The organism is Mesorhizobium sp. CO1-1-7 (assembly GCF_020164885.1).
In the GTDB taxonomy this organism is placed as follows: Bacteria; Pseudomonadota; Alphaproteobacteria; order Rhizobiales; family Rhizobiaceae; genus Mesorhizobium; species Mesorhizobium australicum.
In genome coordinates this window covers 1-24,216 of sequence record NZ_JAIUHA010000014.1, presented here as the reverse complement: position 1 = coordinate 24,216, position 24,216 = coordinate 1, and the positions used below count along the sequence as shown (strand labels likewise).

The 24,216-nt window shown below is 63.9% G+C and carries 26 protein-coding genes and 1 pseudogene; 17 read left to right on the top strand and 10 right to left on the bottom strand.

Translation table 11 applies throughout. The annotated features are described in order from the left end of the window. Positions 1–6: 6 nt before the first annotated feature. The gene (locus tag LB516_RS26485) at positions 7–579 is read left to right on the top strand and encodes an SIS domain-containing protein (protein ID WP_224720653.1); all 573 of its coding nucleotides are present in this window, start codon (positions 7–9) and stop codon (positions 577–579) included. Next, the gene (gene gmhB, locus LB516_RS26480; RefSeq protein ID WP_224592726.1) at positions 572–1,210 is read left to right on the top strand and encodes a D-glycero-beta-D-manno-heptose 1,7-bisphosphate 7-phosphatase; all 639 of its coding nucleotides are present in this window, start codon (positions 572–574) and stop codon (positions 1,208–1,210) included. Before LB516_RS26485 ends, gmhB begins: the two co-directional genes overlap by 8 nt. Before the next feature lie 3 nt (positions 1,211–1,213). Here gmhB and LB516_RS26475 read toward each other — a convergent pair whose 3' ends face one another. Together LB516_RS26475 and LB516_RS26470 are read right to left on the bottom strand one after the other, a co-directional pair. Further along, positions 1,214–2,008: a glycosyltransferase family 2 protein gene (locus LB516_RS26475; protein ID WP_015316162.1), complete on the bottom strand. Its 795-nt coding sequence runs from the start codon at positions 2,006–2,008 to the stop codon at positions 1,214–1,216. A 241-nt stretch (positions 2,009–2,249) separates the two neighbouring features. Further along, the gene (locus LB516_RS26470; protein WP_015316163.1) at positions 2,250–2,729 is read right to left on the bottom strand and encodes an Lrp/AsnC family transcriptional regulator; all 480 of its coding nucleotides are present in this window, start codon (positions 2,727–2,729) and stop codon (positions 2,250–2,252) included. A 263-nt stretch (positions 2,730–2,992) separates the two neighbouring features. On the opposite strand from LB516_RS26470, the gene trxB reads away from it, so the two are divergent. Next, positions 2,993–3,967, top strand: a complete 975-nt coding sequence (gene trxB, locus LB516_RS26465) for a thioredoxin-disulfide reductase (RefSeq protein WP_127873462.1) — start codon at positions 2,993–2,995, stop codon at positions 3,965–3,967. Positions 3,968–4,056: 89 nt separating this feature from the next. Next, positions 4,057–4,953: a LysR family transcriptional regulator gene (locus tag LB516_RS26460; RefSeq protein ID WP_015316165.1), complete on the top strand. Its 897-nt coding sequence runs from the start codon at positions 4,057–4,059 to the stop codon at positions 4,951–4,953. Position 4,954: 1 nt separating this feature from the next. Here the strand turns inward: LB516_RS26460 and LB516_RS26455 are convergent, their stop codons facing one another. From LB516_RS26455 to LB516_RS26445, 3 genes are all read right to left on the bottom strand, one after another. Then, the gene (locus tag LB516_RS26455; protein ID WP_015316166.1) at positions 4,955–5,452 is read right to left on the bottom strand and encodes a methyltransferase family protein; all 498 of its coding nucleotides are present in this window, start codon (positions 5,450–5,452) and stop codon (positions 4,955–4,957) included. 741 nt (positions 5,453–6,193) lie between these two features. Beyond that, positions 6,194–8,245, bottom strand: a complete 2,052-nt coding sequence (locus LB516_RS26450; protein WP_015316167.1) for an elongation factor G — start codon at positions 8,243–8,245, stop codon at positions 6,194–6,196. Between the two features lie 190 nt (positions 8,246–8,435). Then, positions 8,436–9,965, bottom strand: coding sequence for a putative bifunctional diguanylate cyclase/phosphodiesterase (locus tag LB516_RS26445; protein ID WP_015316168.1), 1,530 nt, complete (start codon positions 9,963–9,965; stop codon positions 8,436–8,438). Positions 9,966–10,199: 234 nt separating this feature from the next. Here LB516_RS26445 and LB516_RS26440 point away from each other — a divergent pair, with 234 nt between their 5' ends. After that, on the top strand, positions 10,200–10,595 hold the full coding sequence (locus LB516_RS26440; protein WP_015316169.1) for a cupin domain-containing protein: 396 nt from the start codon (positions 10,200–10,202) through the stop codon (positions 10,593–10,595). A 71-nt stretch (positions 10,596–10,666) separates the two neighbouring features. On the opposite strand, the gene LB516_RS26435 is transcribed toward LB516_RS26440, so the two are convergent. Further along, entirely contained in the window at positions 10,667–11,869 is a 1,203-nt protein-coding gene (locus LB516_RS26435; RefSeq protein WP_015316170.1) for a pyridoxal phosphate-dependent aminotransferase, read from the bottom strand. A 216-nt stretch (positions 11,870–12,085) separates the two neighbouring features. Between LB516_RS26435 and LB516_RS26430 the strand changes: the two genes are divergently transcribed. The 3 genes from LB516_RS26430 to LB516_RS26420 all read left to right on the top strand — a co-directional run bounded on the left by LB516_RS26430 (position 12,086) and on the right by LB516_RS26420 (position 14,525). Further along, positions 12,086–12,982 carry an EAL domain-containing protein gene (locus LB516_RS26430; RefSeq protein ID WP_224720652.1) on the top strand — a complete coding sequence of 299 codons (897 nt, stop codon included), beginning with the start codon at positions 12,086–12,088 and terminating at the stop codon, positions 12,980–12,982. After that, positions 12,979–13,833 (top strand): EAL domain-containing protein, encoded by an 855-nt coding sequence (locus LB516_RS26425; protein WP_015316172.1) that lies wholly within the window; start codon positions 12,979–12,981, stop codon positions 13,831–13,833. The genes LB516_RS26430 and LB516_RS26425 overlap by 4 nt, the downstream gene beginning before the upstream one ends. Positions 13,834–13,916: 83 nt before the next feature. After that, positions 13,917–14,525, top strand: coding sequence for a glutathione S-transferase family protein (locus tag LB516_RS26420; RefSeq protein WP_015316173.1), 609 nt, complete (start codon positions 13,917–13,919; stop codon positions 14,523–14,525). A gap of 285 nt (positions 14,526–14,810) precedes the next feature. On the opposite strand, the gene LB516_RS26415 is transcribed toward LB516_RS26420, so the two are convergent. Then, a complete protein-coding gene (locus tag LB516_RS26415; protein ID WP_015316174.1) occupies positions 14,811–15,023 on the bottom strand; it encodes a cold-shock protein in 213 nt (70 codons plus the stop codon). Positions 15,024–15,297: 274 nt separating this feature from the next. Between LB516_RS26415 and LB516_RS26410 the strand changes: the two genes are divergently transcribed. Further along, a complete protein-coding gene (locus LB516_RS26410) occupies positions 15,298–15,624 on the top strand; it encodes a hypothetical protein (RefSeq protein ID WP_015316175.1) in 327 nt (108 codons plus the stop codon). 23 nt (positions 15,625–15,647) lie between these two features. Here the strand turns inward: LB516_RS26410 and LB516_RS26405 are convergent, their stop codons facing one another. Continuing rightward, positions 15,648–16,217 carry a methylated-DNA--[protein]-cysteine S-methyltransferase gene (locus tag LB516_RS26405; RefSeq protein WP_015316176.1) on the bottom strand — a complete coding sequence of 190 codons (570 nt, stop codon included), beginning with the start codon at positions 16,215–16,217 and terminating at the stop codon, positions 15,648–15,650. A gap of 181 nt (positions 16,218–16,398) precedes the next feature. Between LB516_RS26405 and LB516_RS26400 the strand changes: the two genes are divergently transcribed. From LB516_RS26400 to LB516_RS26380, 5 genes are all read left to right on the top strand, one after another. After that, a complete protein-coding gene (locus LB516_RS26400) occupies positions 16,399–17,322 on the top strand; it encodes a lytic transglycosylase domain-containing protein (RefSeq protein WP_015316177.1) in 924 nt (307 codons plus the stop codon). Between the two features lie 5 nt (positions 17,323–17,327). After that, positions 17,328–17,816 carry a GNAT family N-acetyltransferase gene (locus tag LB516_RS26395; protein WP_015316178.1) on the top strand — a complete coding sequence of 163 codons (489 nt, stop codon included), beginning with the start codon at positions 17,328–17,330 and terminating at the stop codon, positions 17,814–17,816. Positions 17,817–17,931: 115 nt separating this feature from the next. Beyond that, the gene (locus LB516_RS26390) at positions 17,932–19,200 is read left to right on the top strand and encodes an ABC transporter substrate-binding protein (protein WP_015316179.1); all 1,269 of its coding nucleotides are present in this window, start codon (positions 17,932–17,934) and stop codon (positions 19,198–19,200) included. Between the two features lie 80 nt (positions 19,201–19,280). Continuing rightward, a complete protein-coding gene (locus LB516_RS26385; protein WP_224720690.1) occupies positions 19,281–20,153 on the top strand; it encodes a carbohydrate ABC transporter permease in 873 nt (290 codons plus the stop codon). A gap of 1 nt (position 20,154) precedes the next feature. Further along, positions 20,155–20,979: a carbohydrate ABC transporter permease gene (locus LB516_RS26380; RefSeq protein WP_224720651.1), complete on the top strand. Its 825-nt coding sequence runs from the start codon at positions 20,155–20,157 to the stop codon at positions 20,977–20,979. A gap of 87 nt (positions 20,980–21,066) precedes the next feature. Here the strand turns inward: LB516_RS26380 and LB516_RS26375 are convergent, their stop codons facing one another. After that, the gene (locus LB516_RS26375; RefSeq protein WP_015316182.1) at positions 21,067–21,405 is read right to left on the bottom strand and encodes a hypothetical protein; all 339 of its coding nucleotides are present in this window, start codon (positions 21,403–21,405) and stop codon (positions 21,067–21,069) included. A 153-nt stretch (positions 21,406–21,558) separates the two neighbouring features. On the opposite strand from LB516_RS26375, the gene LB516_RS26370 reads away from it, so the two are divergent. Then, complete coding sequence (locus tag LB516_RS26370; RefSeq protein ID WP_224622965.1) at positions 21,559–22,302, top strand: DUF899 family protein; 744 nt, start codon at positions 21,559–21,561, stop codon at positions 22,300–22,302. A gap of 6 nt (positions 22,303–22,308) precedes the next feature. Here LB516_RS26370 and LB516_RS26365 read toward each other — a convergent pair. Next, positions 22,309–22,494, bottom strand: a pseudogene (locus tag LB516_RS26365) (HVA1 family protein); the annotation flags it as partial. Positions 22,495–22,573: 79 nt separating this feature from the next. Here LB516_RS26365 and LB516_RS26360 point away from each other — a divergent pair. Next, entirely contained in the window at positions 22,574–23,527 is a 954-nt protein-coding gene (locus tag LB516_RS26360) for a YihY/virulence factor BrkB family protein (protein ID WP_411969436.1), read from the top strand. 124 nt (positions 23,528–23,651) lie between these two features. Beyond that, positions 23,652–24,209: a DUF4142 domain-containing protein gene (locus LB516_RS26355; protein WP_224720649.1), complete on the top strand. Its 558-nt coding sequence runs from the start codon at positions 23,652–23,654 to the stop codon at positions 24,207–24,209. The last annotated feature ends 7 nt before the right edge of the window (positions 24,210–24,216 follow it).

The window sequence follows — 24,216 nt, the reverse complement described above, 5'->3', positions numbered from 1 at the left end:
GAATTCATGTCCGAATTGAACGACTATCTGGTCCGCTCGGCGGCCGCCATCACTGCCACGGTCGAGCGAGATCTGACCGGCGAGATGGACCGTGCGGTGAATGCTGTCGTGGCGGCGCTTTCCCAGGGAAAGGCCCTGCTGGTCTGCGGCAATGGCGGCTCGGCCAGCGACGCCATCCATATCGCCACCGAACTGGTCGGTCGCTTCCTGAAGGAACGCAAGGCCTACAATGTGATCGCGCTGCCGGCCAACGCCGGGATGCTGACCGCCTGGGGCAATGATTACGGCTTCGACACGGTGTTTTCGCGCCAGGTCGAAGCGCATGGCGCCGCGGGCGGCGTGCTTTTGGCGATCTCGACCAGCGGCAATTCGCCGAGCATTCTCGCCGCGGCCGAACAGGCGCGCATGATGGACATGACGGTGATCAGCCTGACCGGCGATACCGGCGGCAAGCTCAAGCCGCTCACCGACATCCTGCTCAACGTCCCCTCGACCTCGACGCCGATCATCCAGCAGGGGCATCTGTGCCTCTATCACTATCTGTGCGAGGCGGTCGAAGCGCGCCTGTCGAATGGCTGACGAGACAGCGCCGTTTCCGCTGGCCGAGCCGGGCTTGTGGGTGGAGCAGGTCGGCGGGCGGGTTTTTCCCGCACGCTCGCCGGCGCTGTTCCTGGACCGTGACGGCACCATCAATGTCGACACCGACTATCCCAGCGACCCGGACGAGATAGAACTCAGGCCGCAGATGCTGCCGGCGATCGCCGCCGCCAACCGGATCGGCATTCCGGTGGTCGTGGTCACCAATCAGTCCGGCATCGCGCGCGGCTATTTCGACTGGGGCGTCTTTGCCGCGGTAAACGACCGCGTGCTCCATTTGCTGGACAGGCAGGGCGCGTTCGTCGACATGGTGCTGGCCTGCGCCTATCACGAGGCGGGCGTCGGGCCGCTCGCCATAACGGACCATCCGATGCGCAAGCCCAATCCGGGCATGCTGATCGAGGCGGGCAGGCGCCTTGATCTTGACCTCCAGCGCTCCCTGATGGTCGGCGACAAGCTGGCCGACATGCAGGCGGCCCAACGCGCAGGGCTGGCACAGGGCTGGCTGGTCGACGGTGAGGCGGCGCTTCAGCCTGGCTTCGCCATCAGGTGCTTGCATGACGACCACGATCTCGGCGGCCTGCTCGCCGCTATCGACGCGCTCGGATCGTAGGGCCTAAGCCTGGTCGTTTTGCTGCGAGGCTTCGTAGAGCTTGGCTTCGGTGGCGAAGGAATAGATCATCACCGACATCGAGTAGACGAAGCCATGCCGGCCGCACAGGAAGTAGCGCTTGGCCAGGTAGAATTTGAGGAAGTTGCCGAACGGCGACAGCACCAGCCGCACCAGGCCGGGCTTCTTGCCTCTCTCGACCAGCGTCACCGCCTTGAGGCTGGAATAGGTGTTGGCCCGGGCAAGATCCTCCTCGACCGATATTTCACGGCGATGCAGCAAGAGACCCTCTTCGATCGTGTCGGTCTCGCCCGGCACGTGAACGGATTCATGCACCCGCGCCGTTAGATCCATGCTGGCGCCTTCCCTGCGGAAAAGCCTGAGCAGCCTGTTGTGCAGCACCCAGCGATGGGCATAACCGTAGCCCTTCAGCCAGTCGCGGCGGCGCATGTACCATCCGCTGGCCTTGCCGCCGGCCGCCTGGGTGATGGCCACGATCGACTGCCGCAATCGGTCGTCGACGCGCTCGTCCGGGTCGATCGAAAGGCACCAAGGCTGGTTGGCGTGGTCGAGCGCGAATTGCCGCTGGCGGGGGAAGCCCGGCCAGTCATTGTGCAGCAGCGTTATCGGATAGCCCCTGGCGATATAGCTTTCAACGCATTCGACGGTGCCGTCCGTCGAGCCGGAATCGACGATGATGATCTCGGCACAGAAATCGATGCTTTCCAGGCACGGGCCGATCATATCGGCCTCGTTCACGCAGATGATCAGCGCCGAGACCGGGCTTGCAAAACGGGTCATGGTCCCCTTCCCATGGCGGATTCTTCCCGGAATATACGCTGCTGGCGCCATCTGTTCTCAAGCAATTCCGGGCGGAAAACCGTTACACATGCTGGAATGCTCGGGAAACCAATGAAGCGTCAGTCGAGCGGCGAATCCGGCAGAGCCGTCCAGCCTTGTACATCAGCGTCTTTCGAATACCAACGCGGCACCTGTATGGCGAATGTCGGGAATTCGGCCATCGCGCAGGCGTTCGCCCGGCTCAGGATCGCTCGAACGACACCAGGCCCTCATCCTTGACGCGGCGGATGGTGAGCGCGGTGCGGACCGTGTCGACGTTCGGCGTCGAGGTCAGTTCCTCGATGACGAAGGTCTGGAAGGCGCCGAGGTCGCTCGCCACGCAATGCAGCAGAAAGTCGGATTCGCCCGATACCATCCAGGCATCGCGCACGACCGGCCAACCGCGCGTACGCTCGGCGAAGATGCGCAGTTCGGCATCGGCCTGGTGATGCAGCCCGACCAGGCAGAAGGCAACGACATCGAGGCCCAGCGCCGGGGCGTTGAGCAGCGCGCGGTAGCCGCGAATGATGCCGGCTTCTTCCAGCCGCTTGACCCGGCGCAGGCAGGGCGGTGCCGAAATGCCGACGCGGTTCGAGAGCTCGACATTGGTCATGCGCCCGTCCGACTGAAGCTCGCGCAGGATCTTCCAGTCGATGGCGTCAAGATCGGCCTTGAGGGGCATCAGGGTTCTCGATGATCAGTGTGGCGCAAGAATCTTTCGCTATTTTGTAATTAAACGACTTTTGCGTCGAAGCCAGCCCTCGTCGACGCGATTGTGGACAGGTAACGAAAGCGGCCATCGCGCGAATATCCATAGGGGCCGAAGCTTTCCGGGGACGACGGTCCGTTCGTCTTGCTGGCGTGGTTTGCAGCCCTTACATTAAGAGCAATATTCCACGTCTTTTTCCAAGGCACACTCGCTGTCCGCCCCCGCAGAGGCTCCAAATGACCACCAAGCACGCGCCCGTTCTCATCATCGGTTCCGGTCCGGCCGGCTATACGGCGGCGGTCTATGCCGCGCGGGCCATGCTGAAGCCGATGCTGGTCGCCGGTCTGCAGCAGGGCGGCCAATTGATGATCACCACGGATGTCGAGAACTACCCCGGCTTCGCCGATCCGATCCAGGGACCGTGGCTTATGGAGCAGATGCTCAAGCAGGCCGAGCATGTCGGCACCGACATCATCAACGACATCATCACCGAGGTTGACCTCAACGTGCGGCCGTTCCGCGCCAAGGGCGATTCCGGCACGACCTACACGGCCGATGCGCTGATCATCGCCACCGGCGCGCAAGCCAAGTGGCTGGGCATTCCGACCGAGCAGGACTTCATGGGCTTCGGCGTTTCCGCCTGCGCCACCTGCGACGGCTTCTTCTATCGCGGCAAGGATGTCGCGGTGGTCGGCGGCGGCAATTCGGCGGTGGAGGAGGCGCTCTATCTGTCCAACCTCGCCAAGAGCGTTACCGTCATCCACAGGCGCTCGGATTTCCGTGCCGAACGCATCCTGCGCGAACGGTTGTTGAAAAAGGACAATGTCCGCGTCATCTGGGACACGATCGTCGATGAGATCACCGGCCGCCCCGGCAAGGCACCGCTGCCGCCTTCAGTCGAAGGGCTGAAGCTCAGGCATGCCGTCACCGGCGCCGAGAGCCACCTCAAGATCGACGGCGTCTTCGTGGCTATCGGCCATGCGCCCGCGGTCGAGCTGTTCGCGGGCAAGCTGAAGCAGAAGCCGAACGGCTATCTGTGGACAGCGCCGGATTCGACGCGCACCGACGTGCCCGGCGTGTTCGCCGCTGGCGACGTGACCGACGATATCTATCGGCAGGCCGTGACAGCGGCGGGGCTGGGCTGCATGGCCGCGCTCGAAGCGGAAAAGTATCTGGCCGGCATCGAGGTACATCGCGAAGCAGCGGAATAAGAGCCGCCGCAGACTGTATAAAACGGCTTAGAAACGCCGTGTAAAAGCCTGATTTTTCATTCAGACGCCAACCGGAACGAGGGGAAATCATGGCGTTGGACTGGGACAAGCTACGCGTGTTTCACGCTGCGGCGGAAGCGGGATCGTTCACGCATGCGGCCGAGACGCTGCATCTGTCGCAATCGGCGATCTCGAGGCAGGTCAGCGCGCTCGAACATGATGTCGGCGTGCCGCTGTTCAACCGCCATGCGCGCGGCCTGGTGCTGACCGAACAGGGCGAGATGCTGTTCCGCACGGCGCATGACGTGCTGATGAAGCTCGAGACCATCAAGTCGCGGCTGACCGAGACCAAGGACCGGCCGTCCGGCGTGCTCAGGGTAACGACGACCGTTGGCCTCGGCGCCGGCTGGCTGACCGAGCGGGTGCAGGAGTTCATCGAACTCTATCCCGAAATCAGCCTACAGCTGATCCTCGCCAACGAGGAACTCGACCTCACCATGCGCCAGGCGGATTGCGCCATCCGGCTGCGCCAGCCGCAACAGCCGGACCTGATCCAGCGCCGCCTGTTCACCGTGCATTTCCACCTTTACGCAGCCCCATCCTATGTCGCCAAGCACGGCAAGCCGGGCTCGGTCGCGGAGCTGAGAACCCATCGCATCGTCACCTTCGGCCTGCCCGTGCCGTCGCATCTGTCGGAGTTGAACTGGCTGGAGACGGTCGGCGATTTCGAGAGCGGCCAGCGCGTGCCGTCGCTGCAGATCAACGACATCCTGTCGATCAAGCGCGCCGTGCAGGGCGGCGCCGGCATCGCCATGCTGCCGGATTATGTGATCAGCAAGGATTCCGGCCTGGTGCAGCTGCTGCCGGAGACCGAGGTGCCGTCCTTCGACACCTATTTCGCCTACCCCGACGCGATGAAAAACCAGGCCAAGCTGCACGTGTTTCGCGACTTCATCATCGCCAAGGCCAGAAGCTGGTCGTTCTAGCTTATCCTTTCCAAGGCGTAATCCGCGGCAGCCAGCCCGGTACGTTGCGGCGGTAGGCCTCGTATTCGGCGCCATAGCGGCCGGCGAGCGTCGGCTCCTCGTAGAGCTTGACGAAGGTGACCATGGCAGCCGCCGCGATTGCCGCGTAGGCAGCGATCGACCAGCTCGAGAACAGCAGCGCCTGGCCCAGAATGATCGACAGCACGGCGACGTACATGGGATTGCGGACATGGCGGTAGACGCCGCCGATCACCAGCCTTTCGGTCGGTGCGACGGGGGCGGGCGTGCCCAGCCCCTCCAGCGCGAAGCGGGCGAAGGCATGCAGCAGCACCGCGGCCGCGGCAATGACGAGCATGCCGCCGGTGAGCGCAAACGAGGGCAGGGGCGACCATGGCAGGCCCCAGCGATCGCTAAGCAGCCAGGGAACCAGCCCGGCGACAACGCCGGGAGCCGCGATCAGGAAAATGCCGCTGCCGGCGATCGCCGAAAACCTGCGCAATGGTCGATCCTCGCTTGACTGCCTTGGAAATGAACCGCCGCTGCCTCATTCCACATCATCAGTGTTTTTCGGCATTCGGGAGCAAAATCGGTCGGGATCGGCGTTTTCGAGACGACAATGACCCGAAATCGCGCCTCATTTTCACGATTCTGCTGGTCCTATTGGCTTTCGGAATGGGTTGGACCACAGCCTGTGCCTTTTTGCATGTGTGTGTTGCAAAATAGATGCTTGTTTCTTGGGCATGAAGAGCACATATATAGATCATCTCCTGGACGCGTTCTCCTCCCATTAGCGTCCTCGAGTGTTCCCCTCTGGAGGTTAGCCTTAACAGGCACTTCCAATCAAACTCAGCCGGATCTTCGTTGATCCGGCTTTTTTGTTGCCTGCATGCCACTGGGATGGCTGAAAAATTCACCGGAATTGCCGCGTAACAGTGTCATGTAACCTCTGGTAACATGACAAGGACACCCTCCATCTGCTAAGTGGATGATAGGACGCGGTGTGGTTCGGACGGGAGATGGGGGCATCACTCGTACGGCCCGGGCTCAGGCGGCTACCGCGTCCGAACCTTTTGCGCCGAAGCGCGACGACCTCGACATGCGGCGGACCTGCCGTTTTTCCTCCCGAGAAAACGGTCCGCAAACAAAACGGCGTCCGGCCCCCCGGGCGTCGTTTTTGGTTTTCGCCCCCTCGATCGTTCGAGGGGGCTCCACATGATTCGGAATCTGGCACCGGGCGAAATCAGGCAGCCTTGCCGTTGGCGTTCATCGCTTCGTCGGCGAGACGACCAGTCAGCTCGGCCATGTGATCGAAAACGGCGCGGTAGCTGGCAACGCCTGACGTGGCCGAGCGCAGCTCGATAATCAGATCGCCGATCTCGGCCTGCGGCATGGTCGCCTCGACGACGTCCCATCCCGGCCAGTCGGGCCGCGCGTCATAGCCGAGGATCTGGCCGCGCCGCTGCGGGATCAGCGCGATGATCTTCGATGTCGCGTCCGACGGCGTGACGATCTCTACCTTCATCACCGGTTCCAGAAGCACCGGCGAGCAGGCGGCCATGCCTTCCTTCATGGCGAGCTTGGCCGCCATCTGGAAGGCCATGTCGGAGGAATCGACCGCATGGTACGAGCCGTCCGACAGGTTGACCGCGACATCGACCACGGGGAAGCCGAGCGGGCCGGATTTCAGGTAGTCACGTATGCCTGTCTCGACCGACTGGATGTAGGTCTTGGGCACGACGCCGCCGGTGATGGTGTCGGTGAACTGGAAGCCGGAGCCGCGCGGCAGCGGCTTGATCTCGATGACGACATCGCCGAACTGGCCATGGCCGCCCGACTGTTTCTTGTGGCGGCCGCGCTGCTGCACCGGCTTTCGGATCGTCTCGCGATAGGGCACCGCCGGCGCATGGCCTTCCACCGGTATCTGGTTCTTGCCCTCCAGCCGCTCGCGCACGACGCGCAGATGCATCTCGCCATGCCCTGACAGCACGGTCTCGGCCGAATCCTGGTTGTGGCGCAGGCTGAGCGAGGGATCCTCCTCTGCCAGGCGCTGGATGGCGGCCGACATCTTGACCTCGTCCTTGCGCTCCCTGGGGCGCAGCGCGAAGGCGAAGACCGGCTGCGGCGGCTCGACATCGAAGAGCTGTTTGGCACCGCCCTTGGCCGAGGTGAGCGTCTGGCCGGTCTTGACCGCGTCTAGTTTGCCGAGCGCCACGGTGTCGCCGGTCCTGGCGGCGGTCAGCTTGACCTGATCCTTGCCCAGCATCCGGTAGATTCCGGAAACCTTGGCGGTGTCGCCGCCGGGCAGCCACAGTTCCGAGCCGTCGGCGACCTGGCCGGACAGGATGCGAGACACCGACAGCTTGCCGCCATGCGGCGTGTGGATGGTCTTCATCACCTGGACCACCGTCGCATTGCCGTCCGGGGCGCCGAGCCGCTTGCGGGTCGCCTCGATGTCGGGCGCGTCATGGCGGATCGTCTTCAAGAGGCGCAGCACGCCATTGCCTTTCTCGGCGGTGCCGATCAGCACCGGCGTCACCGCGCCTTCGCGCAGATCGGCGGCGAGATCGTCGAAGATCGCGTCCTTCGGCGGCTCTATCTCTTCCAGCAGCTGCTCCATCAACTCATCGTCGTGATCGGCCAGCGTCTCCAGCATGGAGAAGCGCGCCTCCAGTTCGCGCGCCTTGTCGTCGCCCGGTATCTCGGCCACCTCGCTTTCGGCATATTCGCGGTAGATGTAGGCGCGCTCCAGCGCCAGATCGATCGAGCCGATCACGACGCCGTCCTTGCGCAGCGGGATCTGGCGCAGAAGCAGCGGCGCCGCGCTTGTCGGCTGCAGCATCTTCAGCGTATCGCGCACGCCCGCGATCGCCTTGTCGACCTTGTTGAGGAACAGGATGCGCGGCACGCCGAGATCGTCGAGCTTGCGCATGATGAGCTGCAAGGCGGGGATTTTCTTTTCGTCGGCCTCGGCCACGACCACCGCGACGTCGCAGGCGGCCAGCACCGGTTCGGCCTCGAAGGAGAATTCGATCGATCCGGGGCAGTCGATGAAGGTGAACTGCTCGCCCATGAACTCGGTGGTGGCGATCGACGCCTCGACGCTCATGGCGTGGGCGCGGGCCTCGGGCGAATGATCTGAAACAGTATTGCCTGAGGAAACCGGGTTCTGGCGGGGAATGGCGCCGGTACGGGCCAATATGGCTTCGAGAAGTGTCGTCTTACCGCTTGCGAAGGGACCGACTATGGCAATGCATTTCGGTCCCGTGCGTCGTCCTCCGGCGCGAGTACCCATGACTGACCTCCACTCAGGCGTTTCCTGGGGACCGACTGGCATTCATGGTTCAGGCCAGGGTCAATCGGTCCTGAGCGGCGGCCGGCCTGTTCGACCGTCGCGGGCGGTCTGTTTCGACCTGCCCGCGATTATCGTCCCACTTGTTTGCCGGCAGGGCAAGAAAAATAGGGAGCAGGCACGGCCGGCCCTCTCAGGCGCTGAGCGCGAGCGGTTCGGCCGAGCGCCCGTCAAGCAGCGCGAGCTTGCCGCGAGGCACCGGCCTGCCGAAGAAATAACCCTGGAAGCGATTGCACCCGGCCGCCTTGGCGAGAGCGAATTCTTCTGCCGTCTCCACGCCTTCCGCCACGATGGTGACCTCCTGGATGCGCGCGATCTGCGCCAGCGCCGAGACGAATATCTGTGCCACCTGATCGTGAGCGAGGGCGCGGATGTAGGAGCGATCGATCTTGATGATGTCGACGGGCAAGGTCTTCAGATAGTTGAAGCCGCAATGGCCGGTGCCGAAATCGTCGAGGGCGATGTGAAAGCCGAGGCCACGCAATGCCTCGAGGCGCCGCAGGATCTCGGGCGTGGCGGCGGTCGCCACCGTCTCGGTGATCTCGATGATGAACTGTGATGCCGACCGGCCAGTGTCCTTCAGCACGCGGTCGCACATGGTCACGATCTCGTCACGCTTGAGCTGCTCGCCGGAGACGTTGATGGAAATGCGGCGGCCGGCGAACTGGCCGATGTCGGCACAAGCCCGCTTGAACACCCATTCGCCGAGCATGTCGATCAACGTCGATCGCTCGGCGATCGCAATGAACTCGGCCGGCGCGATCAGCCCGCGAACCGGGTGGCGCCAGCGGATCAGCCCCTCGAACGCCTCGGTGGAACCGTCCGGGCCGACGATCGGCTGATAATGCAGTTCGAGTTCGCCCAGATAGACCGCGGCGCGCAATTCCCGTTCGACCAGCCGCCGGTAGCGCTTGTCGGACAGCATCTCCTCGTCGAAGACGGTGACGCGGCCACGGCCCGCCGCCTTGCTTTCATAAAGCGCCAGATCGGCAACCAGCATCAATTCCGTCGTGTTCGAGGCATGGGCCGGCGCCAGGGCGACGCCGATCGAAATGGAGAGCGGAATGGTCTTGCCTTCATGCGATTTGCCGGCGCGCATGGCATCCAGCAATCGTCTGACATCCTTGTTGATGGCCGCCAGGTCGCCATGGGGAATGATAACACCGAATTCGTCGCCGCCGAGGCGTCCTACCATGGCGCCGGCAAAGATGCGCTCCGCGGTCTTGACCAGATGCGCCAAGGTGAGGTCGCCGAACTGGTGTCCGAACGTGTCGTTCAACTGCTTGAAATGGTCGAGGTCGATCAAGAGCAAGGCTGCCTCGCGCCTGTCGCGCCTGGTGCCCAGGCCTTCGCGCAGCGCTTCGAGGAAATAGCGTCTCGTCGTGGCGCCGGTCATCGCATCCCTGGTGAGGAAATGATGTTTCTCGGCTTCCGCAGCGGCGGCCGACTGGAGACGATGGACGACGCTGCTGCGCATGTACATCAATGCCAGCAAGGCCAGGCTCGTGGCCAGGATCGAGATGGCGAAGGCACCGCCGGCTGACAGGTCTTGCGAGACGTCGAAAGCGCCAAGCACCGCCGCGCCGGTGCTGATCACGAGCAGCGACTGGATACCGCGATAGATCCGGCCGCTATGGTCCTTGATCGTCGCCAGTATGCTCATCCGCCAGCCCCCGCAATGCAGGCCAACGGCTAGTGCGCAGCCGTTAAGAAGACATTGAATTCCCGGGCATTTCGCTTGGCGGTCCCGTGCCGGCAAGTGTCATGGTTAAGAAATCAGGCCTTCGTCCAAGCGAGGTGACAAGGGCGGTTGCATCAGAGCCGATCCAGACCGAGAATGCGGCTCACTTCGCGGGCCGGCATCTCACCGGCAACCACCAGTTCCAGGGAACAGACGATGAAGATCATTGCTTGCGGCAGCGTGCCGACCGTTATAGCGCCGGAAAAATATTTCACCGGCCGGGTTCTGCAGACGCCAATCATCGAGAAGGAGCCGCCAGCGCGGCTCAGGGCCACGCTGGTCAGTTTCGAGCCCGGCGCGCGCACCCACTGGCACACGCATCCGCTTGGCCAGACGCTTTATGTCACCGCAGGCGCCGGCCTGGTCCAGACATGGGACGGGCCGATCCAGGAAATCAGGGCCGGTGACGTCATCTCCTTCGCGCCCGGCGAGAAGCATTGGCATGGCGCGGCGCCGAAATCGGCAATGACGCACATCGCCATGCAGGAGGCGCTCGACGGCGTCCATGCCGACTGGCTGGAAACGGTGAGCGCTGAGCAATATGGCGGCTGATTGCTGTATCCACAAAACCCGGCGGTAACGCCTGACAGCGGTGACGCCGGGTTTGTTTCGGATCTACCAGATCAGGTCAGCGATGCCGTGAAGCGCTGGATGCGCGTGCAGGCTTCCTCCAGCAGCGTCTCCGAGGTGGCGTAGGAGATGCGGAAGTTGGGGCCAAGGCCGAAGGCCGAGCCGAACACCACCGCGACGCCCTCGGCCTCGAGCAGTTCCGAGCAGAAGGCCTCGTCGGTGTCGATCATCTTGCCGGCCTTGGTCTTCTTCCCGATCAGCTGGGCGCAGGACGGATAGACATAGAAGGCGCCTTCCGGCGACGGGCAGGTGATGCCGCGCGCCTGGTTGAGCATCGAGACGACGAGGTCCCGCCTGCCTTGAAAGATCGCCTTGTTCTTGGCGATGAAATCCTGCGGGCCATTCAACGCCTCGACCGAAGCCCATTGCGCGATGGTGCAGGCGCCGGAGGTCTGCTGGCCCTGAATCATGTCCATCGCCTTGATCAACTGGACGGGACCGGCGGCGTAGCCGATGCGCCAGCCGGTCATGGCATAGGCTTTCGAGACGCCGTTCATGGTCAGCGTGCGCTCGTAGAGCTTGGGCTCGACCTCGGCGATAGTCTTGAAGACGAAGTCGCCATAGGTCAGGTGTTCGTACATGTCGTCGGTCAGCGTCCAGACCTGCGGGTGCTTCAACAGCACGTCGGCGAGCGCCCGCAGTTCGGCCTCGCTATAGGCCGCGCCCGACGGGTTCGACGGCGAGTTCATCAGCAGCCATTTGGTCTTCGGTGTGATTGCCTTTTCCAGCACCGCCGGCGTCAGCTTGAAGCCATTGTCGATCGAGGTGTCGGCAAATACCGACGTGCCGCCGCAGATCGCCACCATTTCGGGATAGCTGACCCAGTAGGGGCGGGGGATGATGACCTCGTCGCCGGGGTTTAGCGTCGCCATGAAGGCGTTGAACAGGATCTGCTTGCCGCCGGTGCCGACGATGGTCTGCTCGGGCTTGTAGTCGAGATTGTTCTCGCGCTTGAATTTTTTCGCGATCGCCTCGCGCAGCGGCACGATGCCCGAAACCGGCGGGTATTTGGTCTCGCCACGGCGAATGGCCTCGATCGCCGCATTCTTGATGTTGTCGGGCGTGTCGAAATCGGGCTCGCCGGCGCCAAGGCCAATGATGTCCCGGCCGGCATTTTTCAGCTCGCGCGCTTTCTGCGTCACCGCGATGGTGGCGGAAGGCTTAACGCGGGAAAGGGTGTCGGCAAGAAAGGCCATGACCTTTTGTCTCTCCAAAGGATCGGCGCGGCCAGGAGCGGCCGCGGCGCTTCTCATGTCGCAACATTCCCGTCAGCGCAAGCCTTGTCGGCTGGGCCAGGTGGGGCAGCGCGGTCAATGAGGCGTGATCGGCAAAAGAAAGTTCATTAACGGGCGGTAGAGGCTTGCATGGCAGGATCGCGGTTCAATTCCGCCAGGTCGCGGAGCGAGGAACCTTTGTCGCGCAGCATCGGACTTGCCCATATCACCCGTCATGATGACGGCACCTCGAGTGGTGTCTGGGGCATTTATACGCTGCAAAGCGCTTTTCAGCCGATCTTTGCCTTCAACGAGGGCAAGCTTTCGGTTGCCGCCTTCGAAGGGCTGATCCGCCCGTTTCGCGACGGCGAGCCGCAATCGCCGATGAGCTTTTTTTCCACCTGTCCGGCGGCCGACCGTCTGCATGTCGAGGCGCTGACCAGGACGCTGCATCTGCTCAATGCCGGCGCCTGCCTGCCGCAAGAGGCGTCGATCTTCATCAATTTCGACCCGTCGGTGTTCACCGAGCGCGCTGTCGCCGACAATGCCTTGCGTGACATGCGGCTGGTGCTGCAGCAAGCCGGCATCGATCCGGGCCGCGTCGTTTGCGAGGTGACGGAGCAGAGATCGGCATCGCAGGAAACCCTGCACGGCTTCGTCGCCGCGCTCAGGGCCAACGGCTTCCGGATTGCCGTCGACGACTATGGCGCCGACGATTCCGACATCACCCGCGTCAAGGAATTGCGCCCCGACATCGTCAAGTTCGATGCGCACTGGATCACGCAACTGATGGAATCGGGCGCCGGTTTCGCGCTGCTGACATCCATGGTGAGGAGCTTCGAGGACCAGGGCATCCGCACCGTGTTCGAAGGTATCGAGGAAGGCTGGCAACTGGAGCTGGCGGAACGATCGGGCGCCTCGATGGTCCAGGGCTATGTGCTGGCCCGCCCAGAACTGGCGCCGACGAGTTTCCGCGCTTTCGGCCAGGGCAGTCCCGAGCCGGTTCCTCCCCCGAGCCATGCGCCCGCTCCCCCCGCCGTCGCGCCGCGCACCGGGCGGCCCGCAAAAGCCTTCGGGCGCAAGGTGGCGCCATGAGCGTCGAGCGGCGGCGCACCGTCGGCGATGCGATCTTCGTCGACGAGATCGGCATCGAATGTGGCATCCATGGCGACTTCCGCCTGCGCAGCGCCTACCAGCCGATCTACGCCCCGCGCGGCGGCAGCTTGCATCCCGTGGCCGTCGAGGGCCTGATCGAACCGCACCGCGCCGGCCGGCCGGTGTCGCCGCGGGTGTTCTTCGACAGCGTCGCGGCTCCGGAGCGGCTGTACGTCGAAACAATGTGCCGGGTGCTGCATCTGAGGAATTTCCACAATATCGGGGTCGACGGGCTCGACCTGTTCTTCAATTACAATCCCCTGGTCAACGACCATGCTGGACGGGCGCTGGCCGAGATCCGGCTGATGAGCCGGCACCTCGATGAACTCGGCCTGGCACCGGCCATGCTGGTGTGTGAAATCACCGAGCAGGCGGCGGACGATGCGCTGCTGGCCAGGCTGGTGCGTGAAATGCGGCGCGACGGCATCCGCATCGCCATTGACGATTTCGGCACCGGCCATTCGACCGTGGAGCGGGTGAGCCTGCTTCAGCCCGACATCGTCAAGATCGATGGCGGCTGGTTCGCGGAATTCTGCCGCCACGCCGCCGCGGAACGCTTCTTCCGCCCGCTGGTGTCCAGCCTCCACGATCGCGGTGCCAAGGTGCTGGTCGAGGGCATCGAGCAGCCCACCCATTTGCGTGTCGCGCTCGAAGGCGGGGTCGATTTGCTGCAGGGCTTTCTGCTTGGGCGTCCGGCGCTGGCCGGCACCATCTTCAACGAAGAGCCGCTTGCCGTCGATGCGCTGCTGGGCTTCGACAACAAGGTCGTGCCATTGCATAAGCGGCGCTGATGGTCGCGCCAAAACAAATCATTGGTTGAGGATGGCGCCGCTGCGATAATCGGCTCGCAGAAGCAGCGCTCCGGGGAACCATGATGATACTTTACAGCATGATCGATAGCGGCAATTGCTACAAGCCGCGTTTGCTGATGGCCAAGCTCGGCCTGGCCTTCACCACTGTCGAGGTGAGTTCGCATACCGGCGATACGCGCAAGGCCGATTTCGTCGCCAAGAACCCGAACGCCATGGTGCCACTGCTGGAACTGGACGACGGCCGGCGGCTGGCAGAATCCAACGCCATCCTGCTCTATCTCGCCGAAGGCACACGCTTGCTGCCCGCGGACAAATATGAGCGCGGGCTCGCTTATCAGTGGCTGTTCTTCGAACAATACAGCCACGAGCCCTATATCGCCGTGCGCAAGGCGCTGCTGACCTTTCCGGAACGCGCAGCGGATGCCACGCCGGAGCGGCTGGCTGTGACGCTGGAGCGCGGCAACAAGGCGCTTGGCGTCATGAACACATATCTCGAAAACAACGCCTTCTTCGCCGGCCGCACATTCAGCATCGCCGACATCGCGCTCTATGCTTATACCCACACGGCGGAGCAGGGCGGGTTCCAACTCGACGCCTATCCGGCGGTGGTCGCCTGGCTCGGCCGCGTGGAGGCGGACCCGGGGCATGTGCCGATCGAATGGGTGGGGTAGGGCGGCCGGTAGTTGGCGAAAGCGGTGCCGCAGCGTCCTTCTCCCCGTATAGAGACGGGGAAAAGGACAGCAGCTTCGCCAAACCCCAGACAAATAAAAAGGCGGGATAAATCCCGCCTTCCCATTTCGGTAGCCTGATTGGGAGCGTCCGGTCCGGGCTGGCAGCTATCTGCTGTTCCAGCTTGTCGGGTCTTTCCGCTCCGGCGCGCTTCTCGCGCGACCGTCAGTACATCCGTGACTTGCCGCGCGCCCCGAACTCTCGTCCGGCGCGCGCCATTTTCAAAATCAGGCTGCCTTGCTCAGAGAACCAGCGGACGACTTGCCAGTGCGGCGGTCCTGCTCGATCTCGAAGTTGATCTTCTGGCCTTCGACCAGGGTCGACAGTCCAGCGCGCTCGACAGCCGAGATGTGGACGAAAACGTCCGCGCCGCCGCTGTCAGGCTGGATGAAGCCGAAACCCTTGGTGGCGTTGAACCACTTGACCGTTCCAGTTGCCATAAAAATAGTCCTTCACATTTGCTTTGGTATGACCGGACCGAAGTCCAGCCGGTGTGCATCGAGATTTTGGAGATAGACGTCAGCAAACGCGAAGATCGCGAGGCCCGGATCGATCGGCCGAAATATCAATGGGGCTGATATAGGCTGCTTTCGCACAAAAAACAAGACTGCGTGAAAACGTCGTGATCCGGGGCCGCCCAACGGCCGCCTCAATCTGGTGAAACCGTGGCGCAAGATCGTGCCGTCCCGGGCGGCGGATCGAGGGGAAAGGACCATGAAAACCATCCTGCTTGCCGCCTGCCTCACGCTGGTGGCCGCCCAGGCGCAGGCGATCTCGCGCTACGACCCGACACGTCTGAGCTGCGGCAAGGTCCAGTCGACGATCGCGCGCCAAGGTGCGGTTATCCTTCGCTATCAGTCGAAGCGGGTGCCGGGGCTGCCGCTCTATGACCGCTATGTGCAGAGCCAGCAATTCTGCACCATGGGCGAGGTGCGGACACGCGCCTATGTGCCGAGCGCCGACACCAAGTCCTGCCCGGTGTACAACTGCAAGCGGCCGGACAATGAGCATTTCAGGCATCGATTCATCCGGCGCCATTAGCACCCGGGAGCGGCTTACTGTTCTCAGAAGCCGAAGGACACCTGAGCCGGCGGCGGCGGGCCGACGCGCACGCCTTCCATGGCCAGCATCTTTTCCTTGGTGGTCGAGCCGCCGGGTGCGGAGAAGCCGCCGATCTTGCCGCCGGCAGCGACGATGCGGTGGCACGGGATGACCAGCGGCACTGGATTGGCGCCAAGGGCCGCCCCGGTTTCGCGCGGCAGGCCGGCATGGCCGGCGCGCTTGGCGAGTTCGCCATAGGTGGTGGTTTCGCCGTAGCTGAGTTTCCGTGCCGCGTCGTAGACGGCGAGGCGGAAATCGTCGATGCCGTCGAGGTCGACGGGAAAGCCGGTGAAATCGACGTCCTCGCCCGCGGCGTAAGCCTTGATCGAGGCGATCAGTTCGACCACCCATGACGGCTGGGCCGTGGAGGCGGAAATGCCGGCATGGCGCATCAGCCGCCGCTCCACCGCTTCGCGGCTGCGTTCGGGCAGGCAAAGCCGGATCAGGCCCTTTTCGCTCCAGGCAATGCCCATGAAACCGATCACTGTTTCTAACACTGCGTGGCCGGCCGTGATCGAAGATGTCGTTTCCATGCTGCGCTCCTTTCCACAAAGCGGCGAAATCCGGGATTCCTGCCGGTACATATCAGGAACAATATGGCATCGCTGCCTGCATCCCGCCACCCGAAAACCACCAGATGGCCCCGATTGCTACCCAGGAATCGCTGGTGTAAGGAAAATCTTAACACCCGACAAACCGGACACCGAACGCGGCTTGCCAGCAAAACAAACCCTTATCGCCATCGGCATGATCGTGGCGGCTGCCGGCATCAGCGGCTGCACCTCGACCTCGCAAATGAAGGCCGCGCCGTCGCTGACCGAAACCGCGACCGCTGCCGGTAGCGATGCCGGCTTCACCATCCCGTTGCCGGAAACGGTTTCGGTGCTGCCGCAATCCTCCGGAATCAGCCCCGTCCAGACCGCCGAGTCGACTCCAAGCGCGGGTACACCGGCCCTCGATGCCGCCGCGCAGCCGGCCGCGGCCTTTGCCGGGGCGACCCCAACCGCGCCTGCCGTGCCCGCCGTGATGGCCGCCAATGCCTGGCAGGCGCCGGCCCCGGCGAAAGCCGGCCGACCGATCCAGTCGGCGGAGACCTATACGACCGCCGGGCTCATCGTGCCGGCGGTTGCCAAGGGCGGCCAGAAACTGCCTGGCGTGCAGCAGGTGGCCTATGTCGTGCCGCAGAACCCGGCTGCCCTGGTGCAGTTCCCGTCGGAGTCGGTCGAGCCGGAGCAGCATGCGACCGGCATGCGCGGCGACGTCGACCGGCTGATCGTCAAATACGCCGCCTTCTACCAGGTGCCGGTCGATCTGGTGCGCCATGTCGTCAACCGCGAAAGCACCTACAATCCCAAGGCCTACAATAACGGCCATTGGGGGCTGATGCAGATCAAGCACGCGACGGCGCGCGGCATGGGCTATGATGGGCCGGCCAAGGGCCTGTTCGACGCCGAGACCAACCTCAAATACGCGGTCAAATATCTGCGCGGCGCCTGGCTGGTGTCCAACGGCAACGCCAAGAAGGCCGACTGGCTCTACCAGACCGGCTATTATTTCGACGCCAAGCGCAAGGGCCTGCTCGAGGCGACCGGCCTCGGCGTCGACCGCAAGCGCGGGCGCCTTCAGCCCGACGCCTGAGCGCGATGCCCGAACCGCGCCCGCCGGCTCCGAACGACATCCGGCTGCGCAAGATCCTCGACGAGACACTTGTTCCACCGCATTGGCCGGACGGCTTCGTCATGCGCTCGTTCGAGCGCGGCGACGCGCTGCCCCTGCATGCGTTGCTGGGCGAAGTGTTCGACGACGGCACGGACGGCCCCTTCGACGAATGGTGGCCACGCATATCCGAAGATCCCCAATTCGACCCGGCGCTGTGTTTCCTCATTATCGACGCCAAGGGCAGGCTGGCGGCGGCTGCACTGTGCTGGAGCTCGGCGTTCGTCAAGGATCTGGCCGTTCATCCCGAGGCGCGCGGCAAGGGTGTCGGCGAAGCGCTGATGTGGCACGCCTTCGCCATTTTTCGCGACCGGGGCGCCGCCCATGTCGACCTCAAGACCAATACGCTCGAGAACCCCGCCGCCGTGCGGCTTTACGAGCGGCTGGGCATGAGGCCCGTCGCCTGGGAAGGCTGACTGGCGGCGATGGCTGTTCGGGAACCCAAGGCGCTGCTCCGCATTCAATGAACGGTGGGGTCCTGACCGGCTGCCGGTGCCGTGCGCCGCCGGCTGCCAAGGGAGATCCACCGCGATGAAGCTTTTCCATGCATGGCTGGCGTTGAGCGTCGCTGTCGTGCTCGCGGCGGGTCCGGCGCGCGCGCTCGAGCTGTCGATCGTGTCGGGCGACACCGGCAACGGCCTCAAGGTGCTGCGCGAGATCCTCGACCGCTATGAGAAGGAGAGCGGCGACACGGTCACCATCGTCGCCATGCCGTCGTCCGGGACCGACCAGTTCGGCCAGTACAGGCTGTGGCTCGCCGCCGGCAACAGCGACGTCGACGTCTACCAGACCGATGTCATCTGGGCGCCGCAGCTCGCCAGCCAGTTCGTCGACCTGACCCAGGCGACCAGGGATGTCGTGGCCAAGCACTTCCCGTCGATCATCCAGTCGCAGACCGTCGACGGCAGGCTGGTGGCGCTGCCGATCTTCACCGATGCGCCGGCGCTCTACTACCGCAAGGACCTGCTCGACAAATACGGCGCCAAGGTGCCGGCCACCTGGAAGGAGCTGGGCGACACCGCCAGGCTGGTGATGGACAAGGAGCGGGCGTCGGGCAACAGGGATATCTGGGGTTTCGTCTTCCAGGGCAACGCCTATGAGGGGCTGACCTGCGACGCGTTCGAATGGGTGGTGTCGAATGGCGGCGGCCATATCGTCGAGCCGGATGGCGCGATTTCAATCAACAACCCCCAGGCGGCGGCCGCGCTCGACATGGCGAAGGCCTGGATCGGCACCATCGCGCCGCCGGGCGTGCTCGCCTACCAGGAAGAGGAGGCGCGCGGCGTGTGGCAGACCGGCAATGCGGTCTTCATGCGCAACTGGCCCTATGCCTATGCGCTGGGCAACAGCCAGGGGTCGCCGATCAAGGGCAAGTTCGATGTCGCACCGCTGCCGGCGGGCACGGGCGAGGGCGCCCGGCCGGCGGCGACGCTCGGCGGCTGGAATCTCGCGGTCTCGAAATATTCCAAGCACCCGGATGCCGCGATCGAGCTGGTCAAGTTCATCGCCTCGCCGGCAATGCAGAAATACCGCACGCTCAAGACCGCCAACCTGCCGACCATCCAGGCGCTCTATGACGATGCCGACATCGCCCGGCAACAGCCGATCATTCCACACTGGAAAGAGGTCTTCCTCAATGCCGGGCCTCGGCCCTCGGCGGTGACCAGGAACAAGTACAACGAGGCGTCGAGCCAGTTCTGGAACGCCGTCCACAAGACCTTGTCCGGCGAAGGCAGCGCCGCCGACAATCTGGCCGACCTCGAAGCGACGCTGACCCGGCTGAAAGGCAAGGGCTGGTGAGCGTGCATCCGGCCGATGCGCGCTCTGGTTCGAGCCTGACGCGCCAGCGTGCGCGCTCGGCATGGCTGTTCCTGGCGCCGATGCTTGTGGTGCTCGCCGCCGCTGCCGGCTGGCCGCTGGCGCGCACGGTCTATTTCAGCTTCACCGATGCCTCGCTGTCAGACCTCGATGCCCGGCAATGGGTCGGCCTGGCCAATTACGTCTCGGTCCTGCGCATGCCGAGCGGGCGGGTCATCTATGACGGGCTGCTTCTCGACCCGGTCTGGTGGGGCGCCGTGTGGAACACGGTGCGGTTCGCGGTGGTTTCGGTGACCTGCGAGACGATCCTCGGCATGGTCGTCGCCCTGGTGCTCAACGCCGAATTCGCCGGCCGCGGCATCGTCAGGGCGGCGATCCTCATCCCCTGGGCGATCCCGACCATCGTCTCGGCGAAGATGTGGCAGTGGATGCTGAACGACCAGTTCGGCATCATCAATGTCGTGCTCGTCAATCTCGGTCTGATCGACCACAAGATCGCCTGGACCGCCAGGGCCGACACGGCGATGGCGGCGGTGCTGATCGTCGACATCTGGAAGACGACGCCGTTCATGGCGCTGCTGATCCTTGCCGCGCTGCAGATGCTGCCGCGCGAGATCATCGAGGTCGCCAGGCTGGACGGCGCCAATCCCTGGCAGATCTTCTGGCGGGTGACCTTGCCGCTGATCCGCCCGGCGGTGATGGTGGCGGTGATCTTCCGGGCGCTCGATGCGCTGCGCATCTTCGACCTGATCTATGTGCTGACGCCCAACAATGCGCACACCAAGTCGATGTCGGTATTCGCCCGCGAGAGCCTGTTCGAGTTCGACAAGTTCGCCTATGGCTCGGCCGCGTCGACCCTGCTTTTCCTCATCCTCGCTCTGCTCACTATGCTCACCATCCGCATCGGCCGGCTAAGCCTGGATGGAGGCCGCTGAGATGTGGCTGCTGAAGCGCATAGGTTTTTATCTGCTGGTCGGAGCAATCGTGCTGATCGCGGTGTTCCCGTTCTATTACGCCATCGTCACCAGCCTCAAATCGGGGACCGAGCTGTTCCAGGCCGACCTGTGGCCGAAGGCGCCCAGCCTCGGCAATTACCGCAACGTGCTGTCCGAAGGCGCCTTCCTGCGCAACCTGCTGAACTCGCTGGTGGTTTCGGGCGCGGTGGTGGCGCTATCGCTGTTCCTCGGCGTCACCGCGGCCTACGCGCTGGCGCGTATCCGTTTTCGCGGCCGCTCGGCATTGCTGTTCGCCATCCTGTCGGTCTCGATGTTTCCGCAGGTGGCGGTGCTGGCCGGGCTGTTCGAGCTGGTGCGGCTGTTCGGCCTCTACAATTCGCTCCTCGCGCTGATCTTCTCCTACATGATCTTCACGCTGCCGTTCACCGTCTGGGTGCTCACCGCTTTCGTGCGCGACCTGCCGGTGGAGGTCGAGGAGGCGGCGATCCTCGATGGCGCGACGCCGTGGATCATCATCACGCGCATCTTCCTACCGCTGATGTGGCCGGCGCTGGCGACCACCGGGCTGCTGGCCTTCATCGGTGCCTGGAACGAGTTCCTGTTTGCGCTGACCTTCACCTCCAACGACGCGCGGCGGACCGTGCCGGTGGCGATCGCGCTGCTCTCGGGCAATTCGCAGTTCGAAATCCCGTGGGGCAACATCATGGCCGCCTCGGTGATCGTCACCGTGCCGCTGGTGGTGCTGGTGCTGATCTTCCAGCGCAAGATCGTCTCCGGCCTCACCGCCGGCGGGGTCAAGGGGTGAGGAGCGGTCGGCGGAGCCGATCAATCGACAACGATTTGTCGATTGAAGCGACGAACGCCCGAAGCCATAGCGGAGGGCAGGGCATCCTCAGATATCGGGCGCGTTGCCGATCTTCTGCTTGATCTCCAGCGCCCAGGCGCGGCCCTCGTCGCCACCCCATAAGAGCCAGGCGATGGTGCCGGCCGAAGGGTTTTCCTCATTGCCGTAATTCTTGCCGCGCTTGTCGACCTCGTGGCGGGCGAAGTAGCTGACCATGCGGCGGATGGTGGAAGGCGCCAGCTTCTCGCGGTTCTTCAGCTCCGTCGCCCGCGCCACGCCGATCTCGGTGCCGCCACGGCCGAACTGCTTGCGCAGCCGCAGGCCCTTGGCGGCATTGTCGGCCACCACTTGCGGGCAGCGCAGGTCGATCTCGTCGGCTTCGTGCATTCTTCTCTCCACTCGCAGCTGTAGCCGATAACGGGGATGTGGCAAGGCCGGGCCTGTCCCGATGCGAAATGTCGGGACTGGTTCCGGCCAAACGTCCTTGGGTCGCAGAGCAACCGCGCCGGGACGCCGGCGCGCGGAACCAAGGAGCCGATCATGATCACCTTTCCCAACGAATCCGCCAGATACCGCACCGCACGCGAAAAGCTGCTGAAGAAGGAAATCGAGCTGCGCCGCGCCATGGAAGCCGTGGCCGAGGCGCGCCGCGCGTTGCCGCCGGGCGGGCTGGTGCCGCAGGATTATGTATTCGACGGCCTCGATGAAGCCGGCAAGCCCGCCAGGATAAAACTGTCGGAGCTGTTCGCGCCCGGCAAGAACACGCTGATCCTCTACAACATGATGTTCCCGCGCCATCCGCGGGAGATGCGCGACGTCGCGACCAGCGGCGGCACGGCGAAGCTCGCCCGGCCCGACCAGCCATGCCCGTCCTGCACCGCCCTGCTCGACCAGTTCGACGGCGCGGTCGGCCATCTCGAAGCGGCCGGCTTCAATTTCGTCGTGGTGGCCAAGACGGCGCTGGAAAACCTCGTCACGCTCGGCCGCGATCGCGGTTGGCGCAACATGCGGCTGGTCTCGTCGGCCAACAACAGCTTCAAGCGCGACTACAATGCCGAGGATGCGGACGGTGCGCAGATCCCGCTGCTGTCGGTGTTCCACCGCGATGCTGACGGCATCAGGCATTTCTGGTCGTCGGAACTCGGCTTCGCGCCGACCGAGCCCGGCCAGGACCCGCGCGCCATCGGCACCTGCGAGATCCTGTGGAACCTGATGGATTTCACGCCGGAGGGCCGGCCGAATTTCGGCGAGCAGCTGCAATATGGCGAGGCGTGCTGCCACTGAGGACGCTCAGTCCGCACGCTTCAGTTCGGAGTGGCTCTTCAGCACATGGTCGCCGTCGGCCTGTTCGATGAGGTAGGCGGGCTCGTCGGGCGATGCCTTGCGTTTGACCAGTGTCCTTGATCCGCGCTTCACGTGGCTGCTGAAACTCTCGCTCAAGTCGCCCGGAACATCGGAAGATCCGCTGCATTGATAGGAGACGGTTTGCGACCCGCTTCACGGATTAGACGTGCGCCCCGCAGTTAAAGACGTATGGGACTTGGTGCGAGAAAGCGTGGTTGGCTTTGTCAACGACAATGCCCTTAGCCATGGCGCGGCGATGGCGTTTTATGCCGCCACGTCGCTGGCCCCGGTTCTGATAATCGTCGTCGCGATAGCTGGCATCGCTTTTGGTCATGACGCGGCACAGTTGGCCTTGTCTGCTCAGATATCGGGGCTGATGGGCCGGGAAAGCGCGGCGCTGCTTCAGACGGCGCTCGAAGGGGCATCCAGCAAATCATCGGGGACCCTGGCGGCCCTCATCGGCGTGGCCACGCTGCTCGTCACCGCCTCCGCGGTGTTTGGCGAGATGCAGCAGGCCCTGAATGCAATATGGAAGGTTGAAGCGAAAGGGGGTTCGCTGTCGCGTCTGTTGCGCGCGCGTGCGGCAAGTCTGGGCCTGGTCGCCGCCCTTGGCTTCATGTTGCTGGTATCCCTGGCGGCGAGCGCGGCGATCTCGGCTCTGGGCAGTGTGATCAGCGCTTATCTGCCGTTCGGCCAATTTGTTCTGAGCGCCATCAACACCCTGATTTCCTTTTCCCTGATCTCCGTGATGTTTGCCGCGATCTACAAAGTGCTGCCGGACCGTGCCTTGCAGTGGCGGGATGTCGGGATCGGTGCCGTGGTGACCGCCGCTCTGTTCACGTTGGGAAAGTCGCTTATCGGTTGGTATATCGGCACGAGTGCGATCGCATCGTCCTATGGTGCGGCCGGAGGGCTGCTCGTCATACTGCTCTGGGTCTATTATTCATCGGAAATCTTTCTGCTCGGTGCGGAGTTGACGCGCGCCTATTCCGTTCGACGGGGGAGCAGGTCCGACCTGGACGGTTTGGTTCAAAATGCTCCGGCTCCGGAAAGCCTTGTTCCAATGCACCGAAGCCCCGGCTCTTCGGGCTTCGTCCCCTTGTTGGCGGTGGCGTGCGTGAGCGCGACGATGACAGCCTTTCTGCTGGGGCCTCGTCGTCCGTAGATCCTGCCGCGGTCGCAAGGCTGCTTTCCCTTCTACGGCGCGACGAGAAGGGATACGGCTGGCAACCTCGCCGCATCTGCGGCGTTGGAATCCTCGAGGGAACCATTCCGATCGGAGACGCCAGATGAAAATGCTCCTGACCATGGCCGCCGTCGCGCTGACCGCCGTCGCGCCCGCCGCCCTTGCCCAGACGAACGGCACCAATTCGAACGCCGTCGCGCCCATGTTGCCCGACAGCAAGGTCGACACCCCGACCTTTTTCGGCACAGTGCCCAGTGCCAATGAATTCGAGATCCAGTCGAGCCGGCTCGCCGAACAGAAATCCGCCTCGGCGGACGTCAAGGCCTTCGCCGGCCAGATGATCAAGGACCACACCAAGGCCGGCGAGGACTTCAAGCAGGCGCTGAGCAAGGGGCAGACCACCGCCTCGATCAAGCCCGCCGGACCCGCGCTGCAGCCCAAGGACCAGCAGATGCTGGACCAGCTGAAAGCCGCCAGCGGCAAGGCGTTCGATGAGAAATACGTCATGATGCAGACTGAGGCCCACAAGCAGGCGGTCGCCCTGTTCAGCACCTATGCGAAATCGGGCGACGACCCCGCGCTGAAGGAATTCGCGAAGAAGACGCTGCCCGTGTTGAAGATGCACGAGAAGCACGTGAAGGAGCTCGGCGCGGTGCATTAGGGGGGCG